This window comes from Microbacterium sp. HSID17254, assembly GCF_003989315.1.
In the GTDB taxonomy this organism is placed as follows: Bacteria; Actinomycetota; Actinomycetes; order Actinomycetales; family Microbacteriaceae; genus Microbacterium.
The window spans coordinates 288,567-313,887 of sequence record NZ_RBLT01000001.1 but is presented as its reverse complement, the minus strand read 5'-3'; the positions used below and the strand labels follow the sequence as shown (position 1 = coordinate 313,887).

Below are 25,321 nucleotides of genomic sequence, written 5' to 3'. Positions count from 1 at the left end.
ACCGGATGATGCGGTCGCGCGCGGCGATCGCGCGCGCGTCCGGCTCGGCGTCGCGCGGCGTGCGCGCGGGATCGGCCTCGACGAGCACGCGCTCGAGCAGGGCATTCTCAGGCATCACGCACTCCCCGTCTCCTCCAGTCCCAGCGTGGCGCGCAGCCGTTCCTCGGCCCGCGCCAGCGTCTTCCGCACCCGGGACTCCGAAGCGCGCAGCAGCTCCGCAATCTCCCCCACCGCGAGTCCATCCCAGTACGTGAGCATGATGATACGCCGTTGCCCGGGAGTGAGGACACCCAAAGCTCGGAGGACTTCGCTGCGGCCGAACCCGCCGAGGGTCTCCGGGTCGCCGGAGAGCCCCGCGTGCACGGCATCGATCGCACCGTGCGCGGTGGGAGAACGCCGAGCGCGGGCACGAAGGTGGCGGTCCGTCTGTCGGAGCAGCCAGACCTTCCCGGGGGGACGGGTCGGGCGCAGTCGTGACCACGCGACGAGGAACACCTCCGACACGATCTCACTGACCTCGTCGTCATCGGGGACGACGCCCTCGATGTGGTGGCGCACCGTCGCCCAGTGCTCGTCGAACACTCGTGTGAAGACCTCGTTCCGCAGCGAGCTCGGGTCTTCGCCGCGGCCGATCATGTCGGTGGGGTCGGCGGTCGGCCCGCCGCCTCCGACGTCCTGCTGCCCGGCATGTCAGAACCCGAGCCGCCCGAGCTGCTTCGGATCGCGCTGCCACTCCTTCGCGACCTTGACATGGAGCCCGAGGAAGACGCGGGTCCCGAGCAGTTCCTCGATGCCGGCGCGGGCGCGCGCTCCCACGTCGCGGAGGCGCTTGCCCTTGTGGCCGATGATGATCGCCTTCTGGCTGTCCCGCTCCACGACGATGGAGGCATGCACGTCGGTGAGGTCGCTGTCCTCGCGCGGGGCGATGTCATCGACGACGACGGCGATCGAGTGCGGGAGCTCGTCGCGCACGCCGTCGAGGGCGGCCTCGCGGATGATCTCCGCGATCCGGTCCTCGGCGGACTCGTCGGTGGTGACGCCCTCGGGGTAGAGCGCGGGCCCCTCCGGCATGAGCTGCAGGATCTCGTCCGCCAGCACCTCGAGCTGATCCCGCGTCAGCGCCGACAGCGGGATCACCGCCGCCCAGTCCTCGCGGAGGGAGTCCACCTCCATGAGTCGTTCGGTGATCTCATCGCGCCCGGCAGCATCGGTCTTCGTGACGATGGCGATCTTCTGCGCCCGCGGGTAGCCGTCCAGCGAGGCGGCGATCCGGCGGTCGCCGGGACCGACCTTCTCGGTGGCGGGCACGCAGAAGCCGATCACGTCGACGTCGCCCAGGACCTGCTCGACAAGATCGTTCAGCCGCTCGCCGAGGAGTGTGCGCGGCTTGTGGATGCCGGGGGTGTCGACGATGACGAGCTGCCCGTCCGGACGGTTGAGGATGCCGCGGATTGCGCGGCGCGTGGTCTGCGGCTTCTCGCTGGTGATGGCGATCTTCTCCCCGACCAGGGCGTTGGTGAGCGTGGACTTGCCCACGTTCGGCCGCCCGACGAAGGTCACGAACCCGCTCCGGGTGTCTTCAGTCATCGCGCCGCTCTCCTTCATCCTGCACTTCTTCGGGCTCTGCTGCCCTTTCCACGAACACCGTCGCGATCCCGCGCCCCCGGCCGCGCGACGCGCCTCCGGTGAGCACGAGCCCGTGGACGGTCGCCGTCGCACCGGGCTGCGGGACCTGGCCGAGCGTCTTGCCGAGCAGGCCGCCGATGGAGTCGACGTCCTCGTCCTCGAGCTCCAGACCGAACAGATCGCCCACGTCCTCCAGCGAGAGCCGGGAGCTCACGCGATAGCGGCCGTCGCCCAGGTCGACGAACTCGGCGGACACCTGATCGTACTCGTCCGAGATCTCCCCCACGAGCTCCTCGATGAGGTCCTCCAGCGTCACCAGGCCGGAGATCCCGCCATGCTCGTCGATCACGAGGCAGACGTGCACGGCGTCGCGCTTCATCTGCTGCAGCAGCGTCTCCGCGCGCATCGACTCGGGGACGAACGTGGCCGGCCGGGCGATCGGACGGATGGAGGCCGCGCGCCAGGCGCTGTCGTCCCGGTACGCGAACTGCACGAGGTCCTTGAGGTACAGCACCCCGACGACGTCGTCGGCCTCATCGTCGACGACGGGCATGCGGGACACCCCGCGATGAAGGAAGAGCGACATGGCCTCGTCAGTCGTCGCCTCCGCACCCACGGTGACCATCTCGGTGCGCGGCACCATCACCGCCCGGACGAACTGGTCGGTGAAGTCGAACACCGAGTGGATGAGGTCGCGGTCGTCCTCCTCGATGAGGTCGTTGGACGCGGCCTCGTCGACCATGCTCAGCAGCTGGTCCTCGCTGGAGAACGAACTGCGTCCGGTCCCCGGCGTGACACGGTTGCCGAGGACGACGAGCCCCTGGGCGATGGGACCGAGGATGATCCGGAGTCCGCGCACGATGGCCGCGCTCCCGCGGATCATGCTCTCGGCGTGCTGGTGACCGAACGTCCGCGGACTCGCCCCGACGAGGACGAAGGTGATGCCGGTCATCAGGATGGCGGCGGCGAGCATCGCCCACCAGATGTTCTCGAAGACGATCGTGAACGCCACGGTGACGAGCACGGCGGCCGTCACCTCCGCGAGGACACGGATGAAGGCGACGGCGTTGACGTGCGCGTCGAGGTCGGCGGCGATGCGCCCGAGGGCCTTCGCACGGCGTCCCTCGGTGGCCATGTCCTCCAGCCCGGCGCGCGAGGTCACGCCGTATGCCGCGTCGATCGCGGCCATGAGGCCGCCGAACGCCACCAGCAGCACCGCGGCGACGAGCAGCAGCAGCTCCGTCATCGCCGGCGGCGCTCGGACGCGGCGAAGCCCTGGATGAGCTGCTTCTGCAGCCCGAACATCTCCCGCTCCTCCTCCGGCTCGGCGTGGTCGAACCCGAGCAGGTGCAGCAGTCCGTGCGTCGTGAGCAGGATGAGCTCGTCCATGAGGGTGTGGCCGGCGGCCTGCGCCTGCGTCTCCGCGACCTGCGGGCAGAGGACGATGTCGCCGAGCAGCCCGGGAGGCGTCGGACGGTCCTCGGTGCCGGGCCGGAGCTCGTCCATCGGGAAGCTCAGCACGTCGGTCGGCCCCGGCTCGTCCATCCACTGCACGTGCAGCGCCTCCATGGCGCCCTCGTCGACGAGCACGATGGCCACCTCGGCGTCCGCGCTGACGTGGAGCTGCGCGAGGTTGAAGTCCGTCAGCCGCTGCAGCACGGTCTCGTCGACATCGATGGCCGACTCGTTGTTGATCTCGATCATGAGAGCCCTCGTTTCGGCATGCGGTCGCGTGGTCCGGGTCGCTGGGCGCCGCGGCGCTCGGCGCGGTTGGCGAACTCGTGCGCCTGCTCGCGCTCCGCCCGCTGCGCCACGCGCCGCTCGTCGTACTCGCTGTAGGCGTCGACGATGCGCCCCACCAGGGAGTGCCGGACCACGTCGTCGCTGGTGAGACGGGAGAAGTGGATGTCGTCGATGCCGTCGAGCACCCGGGTGACCAGGCGGAGGCCGGAGGCGCCCTGCGGAAGGTCGACCTGGGTGATGTCGCCGGTGACGACCATCTTCGTGCCGAACCCGAGACGCGTGAGGAACATCTTCATCTGCTCGGGCGTGGTGTTCTGCGCCTCGTCGAGCACGACGAAGGAGTCGTTGAGGGTGCGTCCGCGCATGTACGCGAGGGGCGCGACCTCGATGGTGCCCGTCGCCATCAGGCGCGGCACGATCTCCGGATCCATCATCTCGTTGAGCGCATCGTAAAGCGGCCGCAGGTACGGATCGATCTTGTCGGTGAGCGTGCCGGGGAGGAACCCGAGGCGCTCCCCCGCCTCGACCGCCGGACGGGTGAGGATGATGCGGGTGACCTCCTTGCGCTGCAGCGCCTGGACGGCCTTCGCCATCGCCAGGTAGGTCTTGCCCGTTCCGGCCGGACCGATGCCGAACACGATCGTGTTCTCCTCGATCGCGTCGACGTACTCCTTCTGACCGAGGGTCTTCGGCCGGATCACCTTGCCCCGCGTGGAGAGGATCGCCTCGCCCAGCACCTCGCTGGGCCGCGGGCCGCCGTCCTGACGCAGCATGCGCGCCGAGCTGGAGACGTCGCTCGGGGCGAGATCGTGCCCGGCCTTGGTCATCGTGAGGAGCTCGTCGACGAGGGTCTTGGCCTTGGCGACGGCCTCGCGCGCGCCCGTGAGCGTGATCTCGTTGCCGCGGACGAGCACCTGCACGTCGCGGTGCTCGCGCTCGAGCATCCGCAGCAGCCGGTCCTGCGGACCGAGCAGCTGCACCATCGCGACGCCGTCGGCGTAGAGCCGTTCGGTGACGTTTTCCTGATCGTCAGAAGCCAACGAGCTTGTTCTCCTCGAGGTTGCCGAGCACATGGGCGTGCACGTGGAAGACGGACTGCGCGACGCTCGCGCCGTTGTTGAAGATGAGGCGGTACTCGCCGTTGGCGTATTCCTCCGCGATGCGCTTGGCGGCGGCGACCATCTCGGCCAGCAGGGCGGGATCCCCGGCCGCGAGCTCGGTCACATCGCGGTACTCCTCGGTCTTGGGGATGACGAGCACATGGAGCGGCGCCTGCGGATCGATGTCGCGGATCGCGAAGACGCGGCCCGTGTCGAGCAGGATCTCTCCGGGGATGTCCCCGGTGAGGATGCGCGTGAAGATCGAGGGTTCGCTCATGCTCTCAGCTTACTGGGGGGACGCGAGGCGCGGCCGGTCACCAGCGCCCGAGGGCCGCGGACAGCACGGCGATGGCCGCGGGGCCCGCCGTGGACGTGCGCAGCACGGTGTCGCCGAGCAGCACGCGTTCGGCGCCCGCGGCGGTGAGCTTCTCGAGCTCCTCCGGAGCGATCCCGCCCTCCGGACCCACCACGAGCACGAGGTCACGGTCATCCGGCACCAGGGCGGAGAGCCGCGCGGTCGCGGTCGGGTCGAGCAGGAGCACGCGCTGCGTCGCCGCGCGGGTCGCGAGCTGTGCGGTCGTCTCCGGGGCGGCCACCTCGGGTACCCAGGCACGGTGCGCCTGCTTCGCGGCCTCGCGGACGATCGTCGCCCACCGCTCACGTCCCTTCACCGCCTTCGGCCCCTCCCAGCGCGACACGCTGCGGCCCGCCTGCCACGGCACGACCTCGTCGACGCCCAGTTCGCACGCGGCTTGAACGGCGAGCTCGTCGCGGTCGCCCTTCGCGAGCGCCTGCACGAGCACGAGGCGCGGGCTCGCCGGCTCGTGCTCGACGCGCGCGGTGATCCGGACATCGACGCGCGACGGCGACACCGCTTCGGCCACGCCGGTCAGCCAGATGCCCCGACCGTCACCGACCGTGACGGCCTCGCCGACGCGCAGCCGCCGGACGACGGCCGCATGCTTCGCCTCGGCCCCGGTCAGGGAGACGAGGCCGCCCACCGCGGCATCACCCGCGGATTCGACGAGGAAGTGCAGCGCCACGATCAGTGGGCGCGGAACCGGTCGCGCAGCTTGGAGAACAGGCCCTGCTGGAACTGCGCGAGCTGCGGGCCCGGCGCCTTGTTCTTCTTGGCGAAGTCCTCGATGAGCTTGCGCTGCGCGGAGTCGAGCTTGGTGGGGGTGACCACCTGCACGCCGACGCGGAGGTCGCCGCGCTGGGTGCCGCGCAGCGGCGTGATGCCTCGGCCCTTGATGGTCAGCACGTCACCGGACTGCACGCCGGCGCGGATCTCCAGGTCGACCTCCCCGTCGAGTCCCTCGATCGAGGTCTCGGTGCCGAGGATGGCGTCGGTCATGGACACCTCGAGCGTGGCGAGCAGGTCGTCGCCGTCACGGCTGAAGGCGGGGTGCGGGTTGACCGTGACCTCCACGTAGAGGTCGCCGTTCGGGCCGCCCGCGCGGCCGACCTCGCCGGAGCCGGGGAGCTGCAGCCGCAGTCCGGTCTCGACGCCCGCCGGGATGTCGAGGGACACCGTGCGGCGCGAGCGGACGCGTCCCTGCCCGCCACAGGTGCCGCAGGGGTACGGGATGGTCGTGCCGTAGCCCTCGCAGGTGCCACATGGCTGGGAGGTGACGACGTTGCCGAGAAGGCTCCGCACCTGACGCTGCACGTGCCCCGTGCCGCCGCAGATGTCACAGGTGACGGGCGACGTGCCCTCCTGGCAGCACGAGCCCTGACAGGTCTCGCAGAGCACGGCCGTGTCGACCTCGATGTCGCGGTGCGCACCGAAGACCACATCGCCGAGATCGAGGGTGACCCGGACGAGCGCGTCCTGACCGCGCTCTCGCCGCGATCGCGGACGGGCGCCGCGTCCGCCACCCTGTGACGCGCCGAAGAACGTCTCGAAGATGTCGCCGAAGCCTCCGAAGCCGCCGAAGTTGTTCGCGCCGTCACCGCCGCCCATGTCGTACCGTCGGCGCGACTCCTCGTCGCTGAGCACGTCGTAGGCGTGCGTGACGAGCTTGAACTTCTCCGCAGCCTCCTCCCCCGGATTCACGTCCGGGTGGAGCTGCCGTGCCAGGCGCCGATACGCCTTCTTGATCTCGTCGGTGGAAGCGTCCCGGGACACCCCGAGAACCTCGTAGTGGTCCGCCACAATCGCCTTTCTGCGTGTGATTTCCGTGGGGCCGCGTCAGCGGCCGGCCTCGTCGTCGTCGAGCATGCGCGACAGGTAGCGGGCGACCGCCCGCGCTGCCGCGAGGTTGCTCGGATAGTCCATCCGCGTCGGTCCCATGACGCCGACCCGCGCGGTCCCCGAGGGCGCCGCGTAGTTGCTGGCGACGATCGACGCCTCGCCGAGCCCGAAGGAGGCGTTCTCGGTGCCGATGCTCGCCGCGAGGCCGTGCTCGTCCGGCACCATCTCGCTCATCAGCCGCAGCAGCGTGACCTGCTCCTCGATGGCCTCGAGGAGGGGGTGGATGCTGCCGCGGAAGTCCTGTTCACGCCGCGCCAGGGTCGCCGCTCCGGCCATCACGAGCCGCTCCTGCCGGAAGCCGCCGAGTTCGTCGATCACGACGCCGGCGAGGGTGCGGAGCACGCGATCCTGCGGCGTCTCCTCCGTGGCGAGCAGCGCCTGCAGCCGGTCGGAGGCCGCCGCGATCGCCTGCCCCGTGATGAGGGCGGACAGCCGCGCGCGCAGCACGGCGAGGTCGGCCTCGTCGATCGCGTCCGGCAGAGCGGTGATCCGCTGCGACACCCCACCGGCGTCCGTCACCAGGACCGTGAGGAGCCGGTTCGGGGCCAGCGTCACGAGCTCCACGTGAGTCACGTGCGCCCGCGCGAACGACGGATACTGCGCCAGCGCGACCTGGCCGGTGAGCTGCGTGAGGACGCGGACGGTCCGGACCATCAGGTCGTCGAGGTCGGCCGGGTCGGCGAGGAACGACTCGATGGCGGAACGCTGAGCGGTGGAGAGAGGACGGAGCTGGGCGAGGTGATTGACGAACACCCGGTAGCCCTTGTCCGTGGGGACGCGCCCGGACGACGTGTGCGGAGCCGTGATCAGCTCCTCGTCCTCCAGCTGCGCCATGTCGTTGCGGATGGTCGCGGCCGAGACCCCGAACGAGTGCCGGTCGACGATGGAACGGCTGCCCACGGGCTCGTGCGTCTCGACGTAGTCCTGCACGATCGCGCGGAGGACCTGCAGCCCTCGCTCTGTGACCATGGCTTCCCCTTCCCGCCGACCGGATGCTGGCACTCTGCTGCCCTGAGTGCCAATCCTACCTCCTGCGACCGGGAGATCTCCGAAGGCGGGGCAGCGCCGGTGGAGCCGCTCAATCCGTCAGTTCGCGCACGACGGCGTCGGCGAGGAGGCGGCCGCGGAGCGTGAGCTGCACGCGCCCGCGGATCGCCGCCGGCGCATCGATGAGCCCGTCGGCGATGAGGCCGGCGATGCGGTCCCGGTTCTGCTCCGGGACGTCGGTCACCGCGATCCCCTCACGGATGCGGCTGAGGAGGAGGATGCGCTCCAGGGTCCGCGCCTCCGGGTCCGGACGTTCGCGCCCGGCCGCCGGCGAGGACGAGGCGGCCAGTCGCTGCGCGTAGGCCGCCGGGTGCTTGACGTTCCACCACCGGAGTCCGGCGACGTGGCTGTGGGCGCCGGGGCCGAAACCCCACCAGTCGCTCCCCCGCCAGTACGCGAGGTTGTGCCGCGACCGCTGCCCTTCGCTGCGGGCCCAGTTGCTGACCTCGTACCACTCGAACCCGGCGGCGGCGAGGCGCTCGTCCGCCAGCTCGTACATGTCCGCCTGCAGGTCGTCGTCCGGGGTCGGCACCTCACCGCGACGGATCTGTCGCGCGAGCTTCGTGCCGTCCTCGATGATGAGGGCATACGCGGAGACGTGGTCGGACTCCAGGGCGAGGGCGGCGTCGAGCGAGGCCTCCCAGTCGGCGAGGCTCTCCCCCGGTGCGCCGTAGATGAGGTCGACGCTGACCGCGAGTCCTGCCTCCTTCGCCGCGGCGACGGCGGTGCGGACGTTCTCGGGCCGGTGCGTCCGGTCGAGCGCGGCGAGGACGTGCGGGACGGCGGACTGCATGCCGATGGACAGCCTCGTGACCCCCGCCTCGGCGAGGATGCGCGCGACCTCCGGGGTCACGGTGTCGGGGTTGGCCTCGACCGTGACCTCCGCGCCCGGTGCGAGTCCGAACGCCGCGGTGGCCGCTCCCAGCATGCGGGCGAGGTCCCCCGCGGGAAGCAGCGTGGGCGTGCCGCCGCCGAAGAACACCGTGTCCATCGGGCGCAGCGCTCCGGCGTCGTCCAGCACCGTACGCGCGAGGGCGATCTCGCCGATGAGGGTGGACGCGTAGTCCTCCTGCTTCGCCCCGCGGAGCTCACCGGACGTGTACGTGTTGAAGTCGCAGTAGCCGCAGCGCACGCGGCAGAACGGGATGTGCAGGTAGGCGGAGAACGGCGTCTCGGCGGAGATCGGGAGGTCGGCGGGGAGTCGCCCGTCCGCGGGCGCCGGATCCCCGAGCGGAAGTGGTCCCGCCATCACACCGGAGTCGCGTAGAGCGGGGAGATCGCGCGGAGGTAGCGCGCGAACAGCTCGCGACGGCGGCGCTTCATCAGGGCCGGGACGAGCCGATAGAGCAGCGTGTTCGGGGCGTCGAAAGCCCGGACCGTGAACCAGACCTCGTCGTTGTCCTCGCGCCAGTCCACGTCGAACGACTCCTCGCCGCTCACAACGGAGCCCCCGACCGTGCCCAGCACGAAACCGATCCGCCGGGTCTCCTCGGTGACCGAGATCACACGGAGCTCGGAGTCGGCGCGCATGCCGCCGACGCGACCGCGGAGGTGGAGCGTCATGCCCGCGCCCACGAAGGGCATCCCCTCGGCGTCGTAGCGCGGCTCCACATCCCGCTTGCTCGGCGCGATCGGATTGCCCTCGGCGTCGAAGCTCACGCCCGCATAGGCGGGGCCGGGAGCAGGGCGGACGTCTTCCACAGACAGCCCGGCCGCACGCTGCGCCGTCCACGACAGCAGGGCTTCGCCGGCCGTCTGGAAACGCTCCTCGCCGCTGCCGATCCGCCAGGATTCCTCCGCCGGGATGCTGCGCTCCGGCGGGTACTGCATCAGATCGGGGGCGTGGGTCGCACCCACGGCCGCATAGTCCACCGTGTCGTCTCGGAAAGTCCCGCGCCGCATGAGATCCAGCCTACTTCGGGTTCCCTGAGCGAACACCCCCCGCGCCGCACGCCGTCACATCCCCGGGAGGGCTGGGCCCCTGATGCTGGGTCCCTGAGCCTGTCGAAGGGTGGGTCCCTGAGCCTGTCGAAGGGTGAGTCCCTGAGCCTGTCGAAGGGTGGGTCCCTGAGAACCGCGCGCTTCGACAAGTTCAGCGGGGTGGGCTACTTCTTGTCCTTGGTCTCGACGTCGCCGGAGAGCGCGGCGATGAACGCCTCCTGCGGCACCTCGACGCGGCCCACCATCTTCATGCGCTTCTTGCCCTCCTTCTGCTTCTCGAGGAGCTTGCGCTTGCGGGTGATGTCACCGCCGTAGCACTTGGCGAGCACGTCCTTGCGGATCGCGCGGATCGTCTCCCGGGCGATGATGCGCGCACCGATCGCGGCCTGGATCGGCACCTCGAACTGCTGGCGAGGGATGAGCTTGCGCAGCCGCTCCGCCATCATCGTGCCGTAGGCGTAGGCCTTGTCACGGTGCACGATCGAGCTGAACGCGTCGACCTTCTCGCCCTGCAGGAGGATGTCGACCTTGACCAGGTCGGCCTCCTGCTGCCCCGACGGCTCGTAGTCCAGGGAGGCGTAGCCCTGCGTCTTGGACTTGAGCTGGTCGAAGAAGTCGAACACGATCTCACCGAGGGGCATGTTGTAGCGCAGCTCGACGCGCTCCTCGGAGAAGTACTCCATGCCCAGCAGCGTGCCGCGCCGCGACTGGCACAGCTCCATGACGGTGCCGACGTAGTCCTTGGGAAGCAGGATCGCCGCCTTCACCATCGGCTCGGACACCGAGCCGATACGTCCGTCGGGGTACTCGCTCGGGTTCGTCACGGTCACCGTCTCGCCGGTGTCGCTCGTCACGACCTCGTAGATCACGCTCGGGGCGGTGGTGATGAGGTCGAGGCCGAACTCGCGCGAGAGGCGCTCGGTCACGATCTCCAGGTGCAGCAGGCCGAGGAAGCCGCAGCGGAACCCGAAGCCGAGCGCCACGGAGGTCTCCGGCTCGTACTGCAGCGAGGCGTCGGAGAGCTTGAGCTTGTCGAGCGCCTCGCGCAGTTCCGCGTAGTCGCTGCCGTCGATCGGGTAGATGCCCGAGAACACCATCGGCTTCGGGTCCGTGTAGCCGGGAAGCGCCTCCGCCGCGGGCTTGCGCGCGTTCGTGATCGTGTCACCGACCTTCGACTGCCGCACATCCTTCACGCCGGTGATGAGGTAGCCCACCTCGCCGACGCCGAGACCCTTGGTCGGAGTGGGCTCCGGGCTCGACACGCCGACCTCGAGGGCCTCGTGGTTCGCGCCGGTGGACATCATCTGGATGCGCTCGCGGGGCGAGAGGCTGCCGTCGACCATCCGCACGTAGGTGACGACGCCGCGGTAGGCGTCGTACACGGAATCGAAGATCATGGCCCGCGCGGGTGCGTCCGCATCCCCCACCGGAGCCGGGATCTCCTCGACGATCCGGTCGAGCAGATCCTCGACCCCCATGCCGGTCTTCCCGGACACGCGCAGCACGTCCTCCGGCTTGCCGCCGATGAGCGAGGCGAGCTCCTTCGCGTACTTCTCGGGGTCTGCGGCGGGGAGGTCGATCTTGTTGAGGACGGGGATGATGTGGAGGTCGTTCTCCAGGGCGAGGTAGAGGTTGGCCAGCGTCTGGGCCTCGATGCCCTGCGCGGCGTCGACGAGGAGGATGGCGCCCTCGCACGCCGCCAGCGACCGGGACACCTCATACGTGAAGTCGACGTGACCGGGGGTGTCGATCATGTTGAGCGCGAAGACCTCGTCCGGGCCCTGTGTCTGCCCCAGAGCCCAGGGCATCCGCACCGCCTGGCTCTTGATCGTGATGCCGCGCTCCCGCTCGATGTCCATCCGGTCGAGATACTGGGCGCGCATGTCCCGCTCCGCGACCACGCCGGTGATCTGGAGCATGCGGTCGGCCAGGGTCGACTTGCCGTGGTCGATGTGGGCGATGATGCAGAAGTTACGGATCTGCGCAGCCGGCGTCGCGGCAGGCTGAAGCGGGGTGAGAGCGCGTGGGGACATGTCCCGTCGATTCTACGGTGAGGGTCCTCATAATCCCCATTCGTGCGTATCGGTGATAGTCTCCCGAAGTTGCCCGGGATCAATCCGTGACACCGGATCCCGTAAGCGATACGACTCCGTCACAGACTCCGTGAGGGCTGTCGCGTCGCGCGGAACGGCGGATGAAACCCGATCATCCGCCCGGCTCAGCGTTGCGTCGGCAGACCCCGAGCGCGTCTGGAGAAGAGAAAGACAAATCCCCCTTGATCAAGTACCTCGCGCGCCGTGCCCTCGGCTGGCTGCTCATGATCGTGGTCGCGACGAACCTCACCTACTTCCTCGCGTGGGGCTTCCTCGATCCGCGCAGCAACTACGTGGGTCGTCGCCCTCCGCTCACCGAAGAGCAGATCGTGAACACCCTCGCTCCCCGCAACCTGAGCGACACCGTCCCGCTCATCGAGCGGTGGTGGACGTGGCTCACCGGCATCCTGCTCCGGTGGGACTGGGGCGTGAGCCCGACGGGCGGATCCGTCAACGAGCAGGTCGCCTACCGCATGTGGGTCAGCGCGGAGCTCGTCCTCGGCGCGACGATCCTCACGACGGTCCTCGGCATCGCGCTCGGCGTGTACACCGCGTCTCGGCAGTACAAGCTCGCCGACCGCATCGGCCAGGCGACGAGCATCATCACCCTGAACATCCCGATCGTCGTCGCGGCGTTCGCGATCGTCCTGCTCGCGATCGGCCTGAACAACGCCACCGGCACCCGCATCTTCTACGTGACCGGTAACGCCAGCCAAGGGGTCGAGGGCTTCTTCCCCACCCTCATAGACGTGCTGCAACACCTGACGCTGCCGACGATCGCGCTGGTGCTCACCGGGTACGCGAGCATCCACTTCCTGCAGCGGTCGCTCCTGCTGGACAACATCAACGCCGATTACGTCCGCACGGCCCGCGCGAAGGGCCTGACCAAGCAGCAGGCCATCCGCAAGCACGCGCTCCGGACGTCGCTCATCCCCGTCGCCACGCAGGTCGCCTTCACGATCCCCGCGATCTTCACCGGAGCGGTCCTGACCGAGACGATCTTCGCGTGGAACGGCATGGGCCGGTACTTCATCGAGACCATCACCAAGAACGACATCCACGGAACCGTCGCGATCGCCGCCTTCGGTGCGGTCCTCACGGCGATCGGCGCCATCCTCGCCGACATCGCCGTCGTCGTCCTCGACCCGCGCGTGAGAGTGAGCTGACATGAGCACCGACATGCTCGACCCGACCATCCACCCGGAGCCGGAGACCGCCGGCCCTGAGACCACCCGCGTCGCCACCAAGCGGCTGTCGAAGTGGACGCTGTACTGGCGACGCTTCTCCCGGAACCGCGGAGCCCTCATCGGCCTCGTGATCTTCGTCGTCCTCGTGCTGTTCGCCATCGTCGGGCCCTTCATCGCCCGGTACGACCACATCGAGCTCGACTTCCTGAACCTCAGCACTCCCCCGTCCGCGGAGCACTGGTTCGGCACGAACAACGCCGGAAACGACCTCTTCGCCCAGGTCGCCGTCGGCTTGCAGCGGTCGCTCATGATCGCCATCACCGTCTCCGTCGGCGTCACGATCGTGTCCGCGCTCGTCGGCACGGCCGCGGCCTACTTCGGCGGCTGGACGGAGCGCATCTCGCTCCTGGTCATCCACTTCATGATGGTGATCCCGAGCTTCCTCATCCTCGCGATGATCTCGAACAAGGCCGGCGGCGACTGGCGCGTCATCGCCCTCATCATGATCTTCGTGATCGGGTGGTACTTCCCCGCCCGCGTCATCTGGACGATGGCCCTGTCGCTCCGCGAGCGCGAGTACGTCAGCGCCTCCCGGTACATGGGCGTCGGCGGCATGCGCATCGTGCTCCGCCACCTCCTGCCCAACATCGGCTCGCTCCTCGTCATCAACTTCACCCTCGGCGTCGTCAACGCCGTGGTGACGGAGACGGGCCTGTCCTTCCTCGGCTTCGGCGTCAAGATCCCCGACGTGTCGCTCGGTGCCCTCATCGGCGCCGGCTCGAGCTCGCTGACCACGGCGCCCTGGCTGTTCTACTTCCCGGCGGCGGCGCTGACCCTGCTCACCGTGTCGATGGCGCTCATCGCCGACGGCCTGCGCGACGCCCTCGATCCCACCTCGGCTGCTGGAGGCCGCGCATGACCAACGTCCTCTCCGTCCGCGACCTCAAGGTCAGCTTCGCCTCCGAGGCCGGCCGCGTCGACGCCGTCCGCGGCGTCTCCTTCGACCTCGAAGCCGGCAAGACCCTCGGCATCGTCGGCGAGTCCGGCTCCGGCAAGTCCGTGACCTCGCTCGCGATCATGGGTCTCCTCGACGAGAACGCCAAGGTCACCGGCTCGATCATGTACGACGGGCAGGAGCTCGTCGGCATGAGCGACAAGCAGCTGTCGGTCATCCGCGGCAACGGCATGTCGATGGTCTTCCAGGACCCGCTGACCTCGCTCACGCCGGTCTACACGGTCGGCGATCAGCTCATCGAGGCCCTCACGGTCCACCGCGGCCTGTCGAAGAAGGACGCCTGGGACCGCTCCGTCGAGCTGCTCAAGCTCGTCGGCATCACCGAGCCCGAGCGACGGATGAAGTCCTTCCCGCACGAGTTCTCCGGAGGCATGCGGCAGCGTGTCGTGATCGCCATCGCGATGGCCAACGATCCGAAGCTCATCATCTGCGACGAGCCCACCACGGCCCTCGACGTCACCATCCAGGCGCAGATCCTCGACCTCATCGAGAAGGCGCAGGACGAGACCGGCGCCGCGGTGATCATGATCACGCACGACATGGGCGTGGTCGCCCGCACCGCCGACGACGTGCTCGTGATGTACGCCGGCAAGCCCGTGGAGCACGCGCCCGTGCGCGAGCTGTTCCACAAGACCCGCATGCCGTACTCGATCGGTCTGCTCGGCGCCATCCCCCGCGTGGACAAGGCCGAGAAGGAGCCGCTGACCCCCATCAAGGGGAACCCGCCGCTGCTCATCAACCTGCCGGACGCCTGCCCGTTCGCCGACCGCTGCCCGATCGTCATGGACGCCTGCCGCGCCAAGGAGCCGGAACTGCTCCCCGTGCCGACGGGCTCGGGCGACCTGCACCAGGCCGCCTGCATCCGCGCGCACGAGATCGAGGACGGCGGCCTCCTCGGGGGCCTGCCCGTCTACCCCGTCCGCCCCGTCCCGGAGAGCGACCTCACACGGACGCCGCGCGAGGAGCGGCCGATCACGCTCGAGGTGAAGAACCTCCGCAAGACGTTCCCCTTGGTCAAGGGCGCGTTCCTGAAGCGCAAGGTCGGCGAGGTCCAGGCGATCAAGGGCATCAGCTTCGACGTGCGCGAGGGCGAGACGATGGCCATCGTCGGCGAGTCGGGCTCGGGCAAGACGACGACGCTGCTGCAGATCATGGACATGGTCAAGCAGACCGACGGCGACATCGTCATCGCCGGCACCAGCGTCAACGACATCCACAGCCGCAAGGTCGAGCGCGCCCTGCGCCGCGACATCCAGATCGTTTTCCAGGACCCGATGGGAGCCCTCGACCCGCGCATGACGGTGGCCGACATCATCTCGGAGCCGCTCTTCGCGATCGGCACGCCGAAGGAGGAGGCGCACCGGCGGGTGGACGAGCTCATGGACCTCGTCGGGCTCAACCCCGCGCACAGCGACCGCTTCCCGCAGGCGTTCTCCGGCGGTCAGCGGCAGCGCATCGGCATCGCCCGGGCCCTGTCCACGAACCCCAAGATCGTCGTGCTCGACGAGCCGGTGTCCGCGCTCGATGTGTCGATCCAGGCCGGCGTCATCAACCTGCTCGACGAGCTCAAGACCAAGCTCGGGCTGTCATACCTCTTCGTCGCGCACGACCTCTCGGTGGTGCGTCACATCGCCGACCGCGTGGCCGTGATGTACCTCGGCGAGTTCGTGGAGCACGGCGACGTCGACCAAGTCTTCGACGACCCGCAGCACCCGTACACGAAGGCACTGCTGTCGGCGATCCCCGTGCCGGATCCCGACATCGAGCGCACCCGCGAGCGGGTGGTCTTCGACGCCGAGACGATGTCGACGAAGCCCGCGACGGTCTGACCCGGATCCCATGCGCGCGTTCCTGGTCACCGTCCGATAACGGTTAGGCGGCATTCACCGCAGTGCCGTGTTCCGGGATACAGCGCGAACTAGTCTTCCCTTTATGAAACGCCGAAAGGCGAAAGGAGCACCATGAAGAACAAGAAGTTGCTGGGGGCGGTCGCGGTCGGCGGCGCCCTCGCACTCGCCCTCGCGGGCTGCGCGAGCGGTTCCGGGAACACCGGTGGCGGGGACAACGGCGAGAAGGTCGAGACCAAGACCGCCGACTACAACCCGCAGGACCGCAGCAACCTCCAGGAAGGTGGCGAGGTCAACTTCCCCATCAACGAGATCCCGGAGCAGCTGAACGGCTTCAACAGCGATGCCAGTGCTGACACCGCTCGCTTGTGGTCGTGGTACATGCCGCAGATCCTCCTGGTCTCGCCGGAGGGCGAGGTCACGAAGAACGACGCCTACCTCGACGCGTACGAGATCGGCGAGGAGGATGGCAACACGACCATCACCTTCACGTTCAAGGACGAGGCGCACTTCAACGACGGCACCGACATGGACTGGACGTCCATCGACGCCACGTGGAAAGCCAACCGCTCCTACGACGAGGGCTTCAACCCGAACGCGACCGACGGCTACAAGCAGATCAAGACCGTCGAGCAGGGTGACACCGCGAAGACCGCCGTCGTGACGTTCGACGGCATCTACGCCTGGCCGTCCATGGCGTTCCTCACGGGTGGCGTCCTGCACCCGGACATCGCCGACCCGGCCGTGTTCAACGAGGCCTTCATCGGCAACATGCACCCCGAGTGGGGCGCCGGCCCGTACACCGTCGACACGTTCGACGCGAACGGCGGCTTCGTCTCGTTCAAGCCGAACCCCGAGTGGTGGGGCAACGCGCCGCTGCTCGACACGGTCACCTTCACGGCCATGGAGCCCGACGCCTCGATCAACGCCTTCAAGAACGGCGAGATCGACATGGTGGGCGCCAACACCAACGACCGCCTGAAGCAGGTCCAGGAAGTGGACGACACCGTCGTCCGCCGTGCGCAGCAGACCGCCAAGACGGTCCTGCTCGTCGACGCCGACAAGCCGCAGTTCGAGGACATCGACGTGCGCAAGGCGTTCTTCCTCGGCGTGAACGTCGACCAGCAGAAGCAGATCGCGTGGAACGGCCTCGGCTACGAGGAGCCGGTCGCCGGTTCGCTCAACCTGTACTCGTTCCAGGACGGCTACAAGGACTCGTTCGCCGAAGCCGGTCTGAAGCACGACGTCGAGGGCGCCAAGAAGCTCCTCGACGACGCCGGCTGGACCGAGGGCGAGGACGGCATCCGCGAGAAGGACGGCGAGAAGCTCTCCGTCACCTTCCCGATCTTCGGTGAGGACCCGACCATCGAGGCCCTCGCGAAGTCGCTGCAGGCGCAGCAGAAGGAGATCGGAATCGACCTCAAGATCGATGTCCGTGCCTCCGCCGACTTCTCCAGCGACTTCACCACGAAGAACTGGGACGTCGTCTCGCTCCGCTTCACCGACTCCGACCCGTTCGGCCCGGCCTGGTTCTGCCAGCTCTACTGCTCCGACAGCGGTCTGAACCTCTCGGCGACCGGCACGGAGGAGATCGACCAGCAGATCGCCGACGAGGTCGAGAGCCAGAAGGACGCGGAGTCCTGGACCACCGCGGCGATGGACCTCGAGCCGAAGATCATCGAGCAGACCTGGGGCCTCATCCCGCTGTACAGCGGCCCCTCGATCTACGTGGTCAAGAACGGCCTGGCGAACCTCACGCCGGAGCCCTACGTCGGTCTCGACCTGTTCGGCGTCACGCCGGTCGAGAACGTCGGCTGGGAGAAGTAACATCCTCTGACACATCTCGTGTCGAAGCGGGGTCGGTGGTCCATCCACCGGCCCCGCTTTCCTTATGCTGAAGGCGTGACCGTCCAGACCGTCCTCGTGCACGGCATCCGCACGTCGGCCACCATGTGGCGGTCGCAGATCGAGTACCTGGGGGCACGCGGGCTCCCCGTCACCGCCGTCGACCTCCCCGGCCACGGCAGCCGGATGGACGAGGACTTCACCCTCCACGAGGCGCTGCACACGATCGATGCGGCCGTCCGCGCCGCGGCCGAGACGGGCCCCGTGCTGCTCGTCGGCCACTCCATGGGCGGGCTGCTCTCGCTCGCGTACACCGGTGGCGCTGAGCCTCCGCCCGTCGACGGACTCGTCGCCGCCGCATGCACCTCGCTTCCCCGCGGCGCCGGGCTGCGCGCGTACCGCCTGTTCGCCCGGGCGGTCGACTCCCTGCCCGACCGTGGCATGTGGCTGACGCAGCGCATGCTCGCCGCGACGATCCCCGAGGAGAATCGCGGAGACTTCGCCGCCGGCGGGTACGCCCTCGACATCCAGGACCAGACGCTGCGCAGCCTCGCCGCCCTGGATGTGGCGGCCGCCGTCCCCCGCATCCAGGTGCCCCTCTGGTTCGTGAACGGCCAGTACGATCAGCTCCGGCTGAACGAACCCCTGTTCCGGCGCCTGGCCCCGGAGGCGGAGCTCATCGTCGTGCCACGGACCACGCACCTGATCACGGCCATGCGCCCGCGGGTGTTCAACGCCGTCCTCTCCCTCGCGATCGCGACGATCGAGCAGCGCACGGCGTCAGGCTGAGAGCACCCGAGGCCGCGCGGCGGCAGTGAGCGCTCCGCCGACGAGCGACAGGATGGCTGCCGCGAGGAAGACGAGCCAGAACCCGCCGGCCAGCGCGACGAGCCCCGCCCCGAGCACGGGACCGATGAGCTGTCCGAGGGCGGCGGTGACGTTCACGATGCCGAGGTCGCGCGCGTGGTCCTGCTCATCCGGGAGCAGATCGGCCGCGAACGCGAGCCCCACGGTCGAGAAGGCGCCGTAGCCGACGCCCATGAGCGCGGCGGCGACCATCGTCATCTCGAAGGTGGGCAGAGCCACGATCACCACACCCGACGCCGCCTGGACGACCGTGGCCGCTACGGCGAGCCGGCGCCGCTCCCCGGTGCGGTCGGAGATGATCCCGGTGATCACGGAGGCGAGCACCACGAAGACCGTGTAGACGACGATCAGCAGGAGGAGGTTGTCCTGTGCGGTCGTGCTCTCCTGTCCGAGACCGTGGAGGAGGAAGAAGAGGAACAGCGCCGTGCCGAGGGCGTTGCCGATGTTGGTGACGAGCCGGCCCGAGAGCATCCAGGCGAAGTCGCGGTCGCGGAGCGACGCCAGGCGGGGCCGCCCGATGCGCTGGGGACGCAGCGCCTCCGTGCTCGGGGGGTCCGGCAGCAGCAGCGCCGCCGCGACGCCCACCACCGCGATGATGCCGGCGAGGAGCAGATACCCGGCGACGATGCCGAGGCCGAGCAGCACGACCAGCCCCACCCCGAGCACGATCCCGACCGCCTGGCTCGACCCGACCGCGGCGGATGCGGCACCGCGCTGCGTCGTCGGGAGCTGGTCGGCGATGAGCGCGGTGAACGCGGCGGAGGAGACGGCGACGCCGATCGAGACGCCGATCCAGCCGGCGCCGACCGCCCACGGGCCGTCGGCGAATCCGGTGAGGACGAGACAGGCGGCCGTGAGCGCGACCCCTCCCAGAGCCCATGGCCGCCGCCGATGCGCGCCGGCGCGGGCGCGGTCCGAGAGCGCCCCGGCGAGCGGCCCGGCGACGACGCCGGCGAGGCCACCCACTCCGAGCACGATCCCGGAGGAGACGACGCCGCGGATCCAGTCGTCCTCCGGAGTGTCGAGCTGCAGCGGGAGGAGGAGCTGGACCGGGGTGAGCTGGACGGTCCAGATCGCGAGCCAGGCGAGGGTGAAGAGCGACATCCAGCGCAGGCCCGCTCGGCGGGTGCCGAGACCCGGGACCCTGCTCATGCGCGTGCCGCCTCGGCGTCTTCGGCTGCGCGAGCACCCGCGATGAGGTCGCGGTACCAGCCGTAGGAGGCCTTCGGGGTGCGCTCCCCCGTCGAGAAGTCCACGTGCACGAGGCCGAACCGCTGCGTGTAGCCGTCCGTCCACTCCCAGTTGTCGAGCAGCGACCAGACCGTGTACTCCTCGACGGGGACGCCGGCGTCGATGGCCTCGCCCACCGCGTCGATGTGCGCGGAGAGGTAGGCGATCCGGTCGATGTCCTCCACCGGACCGGCGACGTCGGGTTCCGGGAAGGATGCCCCATTCTCCCCGATGATGATCGGAGGCATGCTCGGGTGGCGACGGTGCAGATCGATCAGGAGGTCGCGCAGCGCGGACGGCATGATCGGCCACTCGGGACCGAACCCGGTGACGGGCACTCCGGGAGTCGGAACGATCTCGAACGGGATGTCATCCTCGGCGGCGGCGGCGGTGACCGTGGTCGGGTTGTAGAAGTTCACCCCGTAGAAATCGATCGATCCCGCGATGCGTGCGAGGTCGTCACCGAGGACGGGCAGCGGCGGGAGCCCGAGGACCTCCAGGTCCGGTGTCGTCCCGGAGAGGAGCGGCTCGCTGAACAGCCGGTTGTGCAGGAGGTCGTACACCGCGGCCGCGGCCTGATCCTCCTCGGTGTCCCGCAGCGGCAGGACCCAGGTGTGGTTGTTGACGAGTCCCACGCTCGCCGCGCCACGGGCATGCAGCGCCTCGGCGGCTCGGGAATGGGCGAGCAGCTGGTGATGTGCGGTCGGAAGGGCGCCGTAGAGGAGCTGCCTTCCGGGTGCGAGCGCGCCGACGGCGTAGCTCTGCAGAGTGGTCATCGCGGGCTCGTTCAGCGTGTACCAGGACGACACCCGGTCTCCGAGGCGTGCGGCGACGAGGGCGGCGTACTCGCCGAAGCGCTCGACGGTATCGCGGGCCAGCCAGCCGCCGTCGGCCTCGACAGCGCTCGGCAGCTCCCAGTGATAGAGGGTCGGGAACGGGGTGACGCCGGCCGCCAGCAGACCATCGACGACGCGCGCGTAGTGGTCCAGCGCCGCGACGTTCCCGGGGCCGCGTCCGTCCGGCTGCACGCGCGCCCAGGGGATCGAGAACCGATACCGATCGAGCCCGAGACCGGCCACCAGGGCGAGGTCATCCGCCACGCGGCGATAGCTGTCGCAGGCCGGCTCCGCCGTCGAGCCGTCCCGGATGCGTCCCGGCTTGGCGATCTCGTCGTCCCAGATCGACCGGCCCGCGCCGTCGGCGCGGCGGGAACCCTCGATCTGGACGGACGAGGTGGCGGCGGACCAGCGGAGCCGCGCACGCGCGGCCGGGTCGGTGCTGAGGGGGGTCATCGGGCTCCTGACGTCGTCGTCGTTGTGGATGATTCTGCACCCGGTCCCACCTCCCGCGCGACGGCGTCTCGCCCGAGTGGCGTCGTTTCGCACGATCCCGCCCGGTACTGGTAGACTCGACTCTTGGCTTGCGTGTGGGTTCTTCCCTCACGACCGCCGTGCAGCAGCCCTCTTCTGCTGCCGGCACTCCGAATCACTCCTGTACAGAAAGCGTCCACACGTGGCAAACATCAAGTCGCAGATCAAGCGCAACAAGACCAACGAGAAGGCTCACGAGCGCAACAAGGCCGTGAAGAGCGAGCTGAAGACTCTCGTCCGCCAGACCCGCGAGGCCGTCGCCGCCGGCGACAAGGCCGCCGCCGAGAAGAGCCTGAAGAAGGCCTCGGTCAAGCTCGACAAGGCCGTCAGCAAGGGTGTCCTGCACAAGAACCAGGCGTCGAACCGCAAGTCGGCGATCGCCAAGCAGGTCTCGGCTCTCTGAGCTTCTGACTTCCGAAGGCCCGTCTCCTCGTGAGGCGGGCTTTCTGCTTTCCCGGGAGGCGGGTGCCCTAGCCTCCGAACGGCTCACGGGTGGCGATGACCGTCACCATGCGCTCGAGCGCGAAGATGGGGTCGCGCGCCGCACCCTTGACCTCGGCGTCGGCGCGCGCGGTCGCCTGGATCGCCATCCCCAGGGAGCGCTCGTTCCAGCCCGCCAGGTCGCGACGCGCGCGGTCGACCTGCCAGTCCTTCATTCCGAGGCGCTGGGCGAGCTGTCTGCTGGGCTCACGGTTGCCGGCGACGCGCGCCATCGTGCGCAGCTTCATCGCGAACGCGGCGACCATCGGCACCGGGTCCGCGCCGGAGGACAGGGCATGGCGGAGCGCCACGAGAGCCTCGCCGTAGCGTCCGGCGATGGCGGTGTCGGCGACGACGAATGCCGACACCTCGACCCGGCCGCCGTAGTACTTCGTGACGACCTCTTCGGTGATGTCGCCCTCGACGTCGCCGATGAGCTGCTGACAGGCGGCGGCGAGCTCGGTGAGGTCGTCGGCGAAGGCCGAGACGAGCGCTCGGAGTGCCGGCGGGGCGATGCGCTTCTTCGCCGCCTTGAACTCCCCCGCCGCGAAGTCGACCCGGTCGCCGTCGCGCTTGATGGCGGGGCACGCGATCTCGATCCCGCCGCCCGTCCCCGCGCGCAGCGCATCGAGGAGCTTCTTCCCGCGGACGCTGGCGCCCGTGTGGCGGAGCACGACCGTGGCCCCCTCCTGCGGGTTCTCCAGATACCCGATGGCCTCCTGGAGGAAGGCGTCAGAGCACTTCTCCACGCCGGACACGCGAACCAGGCGCGGTTCTCCGAACAGCGACGGCGAGGTCAGGGAGAGCAACGTGCCGGGAGCGTAGTCGTCGGCACGGACGTCGCTGACCTCGAGCGCCGGATCCTCCGCACGGAGGTAGTCGCGCACCCCGGCGATCGCGCGCTCGGCGCAGACCTCTTCCGGGCCCGAGACGAGCACCAGCGGCGCGGGGTGCGGCTCCCGCCACGACACCTGCGGGATCTTCGTGGCCTTCGCGCCGCCGCGGGAGGGAGGACGGGAAGCTGCCATGGGACCAGCCTACCGGCGGTGTCGGACACCCGACTCAGGGCGGCGCGACATCGGTCCAGACGCGGAGGGCATGGTCCTCGATGCCGAGCAGGGTGCGACCGTCGCGGTCGGTGCGGTAGACGTGCGCGCCGAGAGCCGACAGCAGCTCCAGGGTCTCCCGACGCGGGTGTCCGTAGTCGTTGCCCGCGCCGACCGTGATGAGCGCCACGCTCGGCTGCAGAGCCTCGTACAGAGCGGGCTCCTGATCAGCGCTCCCGTGGTGGGCGACCTTGACCACGTCGTATCGTGTCAGCGGCGTATCGCGGAGCAGCGCGCGTTGCGGGGCCGCGGAGAGGTCGCCCAGCAACAGGGCGCGCGGCACTCCTCCCCCGGCGAACTCGGTGACGACGCTCGCATCGTTGCCCGGCGGGAAGGCGACGCTGTCCTTCCTCGGCCAGAGCACCCGCCACGATGCTCCGCCGAGAGTGCCCCGGTCTCCGGCACCGACCGCGCGGGGGGCCGCGCCCGCCCGCGCCAGGCCATCGAGCACGCGCGCATCGGCATCGTCGGCGGGTGGTCCGTGCAACACGGTGTCCACTCGCCCTTCGAGCACGGCCGCACCACCGACGTGGTCCGCGTCGAAGTGCGTGAGCACGAGCAGGTCGATGCGGTCGATGCTCAGCGAGCGGAGGCAGGCGTCGAGCGCCCCGGGGTCCGGACCGGTGTCGATGAGGGCGATCGCGTCCTGCGAACGCACCAGGATCGCGTCGCCCTGGCCCACGTCGCACGCGGCGATCGCCCACCCGTGCGGCGTCACCAGCGGGGCGAGCGGACCGTCGACCAGCACGCGGGAGGCGCCAATGGACGCCACGGCGATGAGAACGCCGGCCGCCACGCATCGGACGATGGTGAGGACGCCGCCGGACATCGAGGGCCCCGGCCGACGAGACCACACCGTCACGACGTCCGGGCGCGTGACGTCCCGTAGGCGCGGCCTTCCGCGGCAGCACACGATGGCGATCGCGACGCTCACCAGCGCGACCAGGGCAGCGCTGCCGAGCCCCGCGGGGAGGAGCACCTGAGCGCCGGGGAGCCCGGAAGTGACATGCGCGACGGTCGCGATCCACGCAGATGGCAGCCAGGCGCACGCGGTGAGCAGATCCGCGACGGGTGGGAGAGGCGCAGCGAGACAGGCGACGAGCCCGATCACCGTGGCGACCGGCGCGGCCGGCTCGGCGAGGAGGTTCGCGACGACCGAGACGAGCGACTGCTGCTCCGCGAACAGCGCGATGACGGGCGCGCACGCGAGCTGCGCCGCCAGAGGGACGGCGATCGCGAGGGCCAGCGGACCGGGCAGCCAGCGAGCAATTCCGTTCGCCAGCGCCGGGGCGAGCAGGATGAGGGCCCCGGAGGCCACGGCGGACAGCGCGAACCCCGGCGTCGATGCGAGCCAGGGATCGGCGACGAGGAGCGCGCCCACGCACAGGGCCAGGATCCCGGCGCCTGCGCTCGGCCGCCCGACGAGGATCGACAGCATGCCTGCCGCGGCCATCGTGGCGGCCCGGATGACGCTCGGCTCCGGCGTCACGAGCACGACGAAGGCCGCCAGCGCGAGGGCCGCGAGCACGACCCGCAGCGCTCGCGTCCCGCCGCTCAGCGCCGCGATCGCGAACACCGCGGCGACCACGATCGCGCAGTTCGCCCCGGACACGGCGGTGAGGTGGCTGAGGCCGCTCGTACGCATGTCGGCGTCGACTGCGGCAGGCACAGCGGTCGTGTCGCCCACCGCCAGCCCCGGAAGGAGCCCGGCGCCGGGTTCCGGGAGCCGCGTCGCGCGCTCCACGAACGACCGGCGGAGGTCGGCAGCGAATCCGAAGACGCCCGGTGCGGACCTTTCCACCGTTCCGGCGGTGACGAAGACGACGAGGGCCGCCCGCTCCCCCGGATCCGTTGCCGCACTCTCTCCGGTCACCCGCACCTGCGCACCGAGGACGAACCCCTCCGATTCCTCGATGCCGATGCGCACTGGACCGGCCGCCGGCGCCACGGCCCCGGGCGCACCGATGCCGCTCAGCTGCACGTCCATCCACAGACGCCCATCGCGTCCCACGGACGCCGACGACGAGACTTCACCGACCGCTTCGACGGCTCTGCCTCCCCAGGCGTGCACGGCGTCACGGTCCGCGGACTGTGCGAACACGGTGAACGCCACGGCCGCCGCCGTCGCGAGAACCACGATGACCAGTCCCCCGATCGTCGCGACTGCGCGGCGCCGGATCGCCAGAGCGGCGCCGATGATCCCCGCGGCCGCCAGGCATCCACCCGCCACCCACGCCGCCGCTCCCGGCACGAACACGCAGACCAGGGCCACACCCCAGGCAGCGACCGCCACCGGCAGCAGGCGCAGATCGCGCGTCACGCCGATCCCTCCTCGGACCCCAGGGACGAATGCTGCCTCTCATGCATCGGATCACCCTAGAGTCGCGCCGGTGCTCGCTCCGCCCGCCGCGACCGCCGCCGCACGAGCGGAGGACAACGACCCCGGAGGTCAGGGTGTGGAGGAGCACTTCTCCGATGAGCAGACCGCCGGCGTCGGACGCGGTGACGACCTCGTCGGAGGCGATTGAGTAGCCTGGGTACTCGCGCGCGGCGGACGCTGCCGCGAC

General features: G+C 69.8%; 23 protein-coding genes. 7 read left to right on the top strand and 16 right to left on the bottom strand.

The features are described from left to right. Positions 1-114 precede the first annotated feature (114 nt). The 12 genes from D8M34_RS01510 to lepA all read right to left on the bottom strand — a co-directional run bounded on the left by D8M34_RS01510 (position 115) and on the right by lepA (position 11,747). The gene (locus D8M34_RS01510; RefSeq protein ID WP_025103685.1) at positions 115-636 is read right to left on the bottom strand and encodes an RNA polymerase sigma factor; all 522 of its coding nucleotides are present in this window, start codon (positions 634-636) and stop codon (positions 115-117) included. Positions 637-690: 54 nt separating this feature from the next. Beyond that, positions 691-1,587 carry a GTPase Era gene (era, locus tag D8M34_RS01505; RefSeq protein ID WP_062635160.1) on the bottom strand — a complete coding sequence of 299 codons (897 nt, stop codon included), beginning with the start codon at positions 1,585-1,587 and terminating at the stop codon, positions 691-693. After that, positions 1,580-2,872 (bottom strand): hemolysin family protein, encoded by a 1,293-nt coding sequence (locus D8M34_RS01500; protein ID WP_025103687.1) that lies wholly within the window; start codon positions 2,870-2,872, stop codon positions 1,580-1,582. The genes era and D8M34_RS01500 overlap by 8 nt, the downstream gene beginning before the upstream one ends. Then, positions 2,869-3,330, bottom strand: a complete 462-nt coding sequence (ybeY, locus tag D8M34_RS01495; RefSeq protein ID WP_062766620.1) for an rRNA maturation RNase YbeY — start codon at positions 3,328-3,330, stop codon at positions 2,869-2,871. The genes D8M34_RS01500 and ybeY overlap by 4 nt, the downstream gene beginning before the upstream one ends. Next, a complete protein-coding gene (locus D8M34_RS01490) occupies positions 3,327-4,352 on the bottom strand; it encodes a PhoH family protein (RefSeq protein WP_231919667.1) in 1,026 nt (341 codons plus the stop codon). Before D8M34_RS01490 ends, ybeY begins: the two co-directional genes overlap by 4 nt. A gap of 46 nt (positions 4,353-4,398) precedes the next feature. Beyond that, entirely contained in the window at positions 4,399-4,746 is a 348-nt protein-coding gene (locus D8M34_RS01485) for an HIT domain-containing protein (RefSeq protein ID WP_126892962.1), read from the bottom strand. A gap of 37 nt (positions 4,747-4,783) precedes the next feature. Beyond that, the gene (locus D8M34_RS01480) at positions 4,784-5,512 is read right to left on the bottom strand and encodes a 16S rRNA (uracil(1498)-N(3))-methyltransferase (RefSeq protein ID WP_126892961.1); all 729 of its coding nucleotides are present in this window, start codon (positions 5,510-5,512) and stop codon (positions 4,784-4,786) included. Positions 5,513-5,514: 2 nt separating this feature from the next. Beyond that, positions 5,515-6,627, bottom strand: coding sequence for a molecular chaperone DnaJ (gene dnaJ, locus D8M34_RS01475; protein ID WP_025103692.1), 1,113 nt, complete (start codon positions 6,625-6,627; stop codon positions 5,515-5,517). A gap of 36 nt (positions 6,628-6,663) precedes the next feature. Beyond that, the gene (hrcA, locus tag D8M34_RS01470) at positions 6,664-7,695 is read right to left on the bottom strand and encodes a heat-inducible transcriptional repressor HrcA (protein ID WP_025103693.1); all 1,032 of its coding nucleotides are present in this window, start codon (positions 7,693-7,695) and stop codon (positions 6,664-6,666) included. Positions 7,696-7,804: 109 nt separating this feature from the next. Then, positions 7,805-9,022, bottom strand: a complete 1,218-nt coding sequence (gene hemW / locus D8M34_RS01465) for a radical SAM family heme chaperone HemW (RefSeq protein ID WP_126892960.1) — start codon at positions 9,020-9,022, stop codon at positions 7,805-7,807. After that, positions 9,022-9,675, bottom strand: a complete 654-nt coding sequence (locus D8M34_RS01460) for a DUF1990 family protein (RefSeq protein WP_025103695.1) — start codon at positions 9,673-9,675, stop codon at positions 9,022-9,024. Before D8M34_RS01460 ends, hemW begins: the two co-directional genes overlap by 1 nt. A 203-nt stretch (positions 9,676-9,878) precedes the next feature. After that, a complete protein-coding gene (gene lepA, locus D8M34_RS01450) occupies positions 9,879-11,747 on the bottom strand; it encodes a translation elongation factor 4 (protein WP_126892959.1) in 1,869 nt (622 codons plus the stop codon). A gap of 242 nt (positions 11,748-11,989) precedes the next feature. Here lepA and D8M34_RS01445 point away from each other — a divergent pair, with 242 nt between their 5' ends. The 5 genes from D8M34_RS01445 (at position 11,990) to D8M34_RS01425 (ending at position 18,490) form a co-directional block, all read left to right on the top strand. Next, the gene (locus D8M34_RS01445; protein WP_025103697.1) at positions 11,990-12,973 is read left to right on the top strand and encodes an ABC transporter permease; all 984 of its coding nucleotides are present in this window, start codon (positions 11,990-11,992) and stop codon (positions 12,971-12,973) included. A 1-nt stretch (position 12,974) separates the two neighbouring features. Then, complete coding sequence (locus D8M34_RS01440; RefSeq protein ID WP_025103698.1) at positions 12,975-13,913, top strand: ABC transporter permease; 939 nt, start codon at positions 12,975-12,977, stop codon at positions 13,911-13,913. After that, positions 13,910-15,838, top strand: a complete 1,929-nt coding sequence (locus D8M34_RS01435; RefSeq protein ID WP_025103699.1) for an ABC transporter ATP-binding protein — start codon at positions 13,910-13,912, stop codon at positions 15,836-15,838. The genes D8M34_RS01440 and D8M34_RS01435 overlap by 4 nt, the downstream gene beginning before the upstream one ends. A 132-nt stretch (positions 15,839-15,970) precedes the next feature. Then, the gene (locus D8M34_RS01430) at positions 15,971-17,683 is read left to right on the top strand and encodes an ABC transporter family substrate-binding protein (RefSeq protein WP_126892958.1); all 1,713 of its coding nucleotides are present in this window, start codon (positions 15,971-15,973) and stop codon (positions 17,681-17,683) included. 75 nt (positions 17,684-17,758) lie between these two features. Further along, positions 17,759-18,490: an alpha/beta fold hydrolase gene (locus D8M34_RS01425; protein ID WP_126892957.1), complete on the top strand. Its 732-nt coding sequence runs from the start codon at positions 17,759-17,761 to the stop codon at positions 18,488-18,490. On the opposite strand, the gene D8M34_RS01420 is transcribed toward D8M34_RS01425, so the two are convergent. Both D8M34_RS01420 and D8M34_RS01415 read right to left on the bottom strand, forming a co-directional pair. Next, on the bottom strand, positions 18,482-19,720 hold the full coding sequence (locus tag D8M34_RS01420) for an MFS transporter (RefSeq protein ID WP_126892956.1): 1,239 nt from the start codon (positions 19,718-19,720) through the stop codon (positions 18,482-18,484). The genes D8M34_RS01425 and D8M34_RS01420 overlap by 9 nt on opposite strands. Next, on the bottom strand, positions 19,717-21,090 hold the full coding sequence (locus D8M34_RS01415) for a glycoside hydrolase family 1 protein (protein ID WP_126892955.1): 1,374 nt from the start codon (positions 21,088-21,090) through the stop codon (positions 19,717-19,719). The genes D8M34_RS01420 and D8M34_RS01415 overlap by 4 nt, the downstream gene beginning before the upstream one ends. A gap of 220 nt (positions 21,091-21,310) precedes the next feature. Between D8M34_RS01415 and rpsT the strand changes: the two genes are divergently transcribed. Then, positions 21,311-21,571 (top strand): 30S ribosomal protein S20, encoded by a 261-nt coding sequence (gene rpsT / locus D8M34_RS01410; RefSeq protein ID WP_025103704.1) that lies wholly within the window; start codon positions 21,311-21,313, stop codon positions 21,569-21,571. Between the two features lie 67 nt (positions 21,572-21,638). Here the strand turns inward: rpsT and holA are convergent, their stop codons facing one another. Beyond that, entirely contained in the window at positions 21,639-22,676 is a 1,038-nt protein-coding gene (holA, locus tag D8M34_RS01405; RefSeq protein WP_025103705.1) for a DNA polymerase III subunit delta, read from the bottom strand. 34 nt (positions 22,677-22,710) lie between these two features. Further along, positions 22,711-25,074 carry a ComEC/Rec2 family competence protein gene (locus D8M34_RS01400; protein ID WP_238695575.1) on the bottom strand — a complete coding sequence of 788 codons (2,364 nt, stop codon included), beginning with the start codon at positions 25,072-25,074 and terminating at the stop codon, positions 22,711-22,713. A 70-nt stretch (positions 25,075-25,144) separates the two neighbouring features. Here D8M34_RS01400 and D8M34_RS18730 point away from each other — a divergent pair, with 70 nt between their 5' ends. Then, positions 25,145-25,282, top strand: coding sequence for a hypothetical protein (locus D8M34_RS18730; RefSeq protein ID WP_153244975.1), 138 nt, complete (start codon positions 25,145-25,147; stop codon positions 25,280-25,282). Positions 25,283-25,321 lie beyond the last annotated feature (39 nt).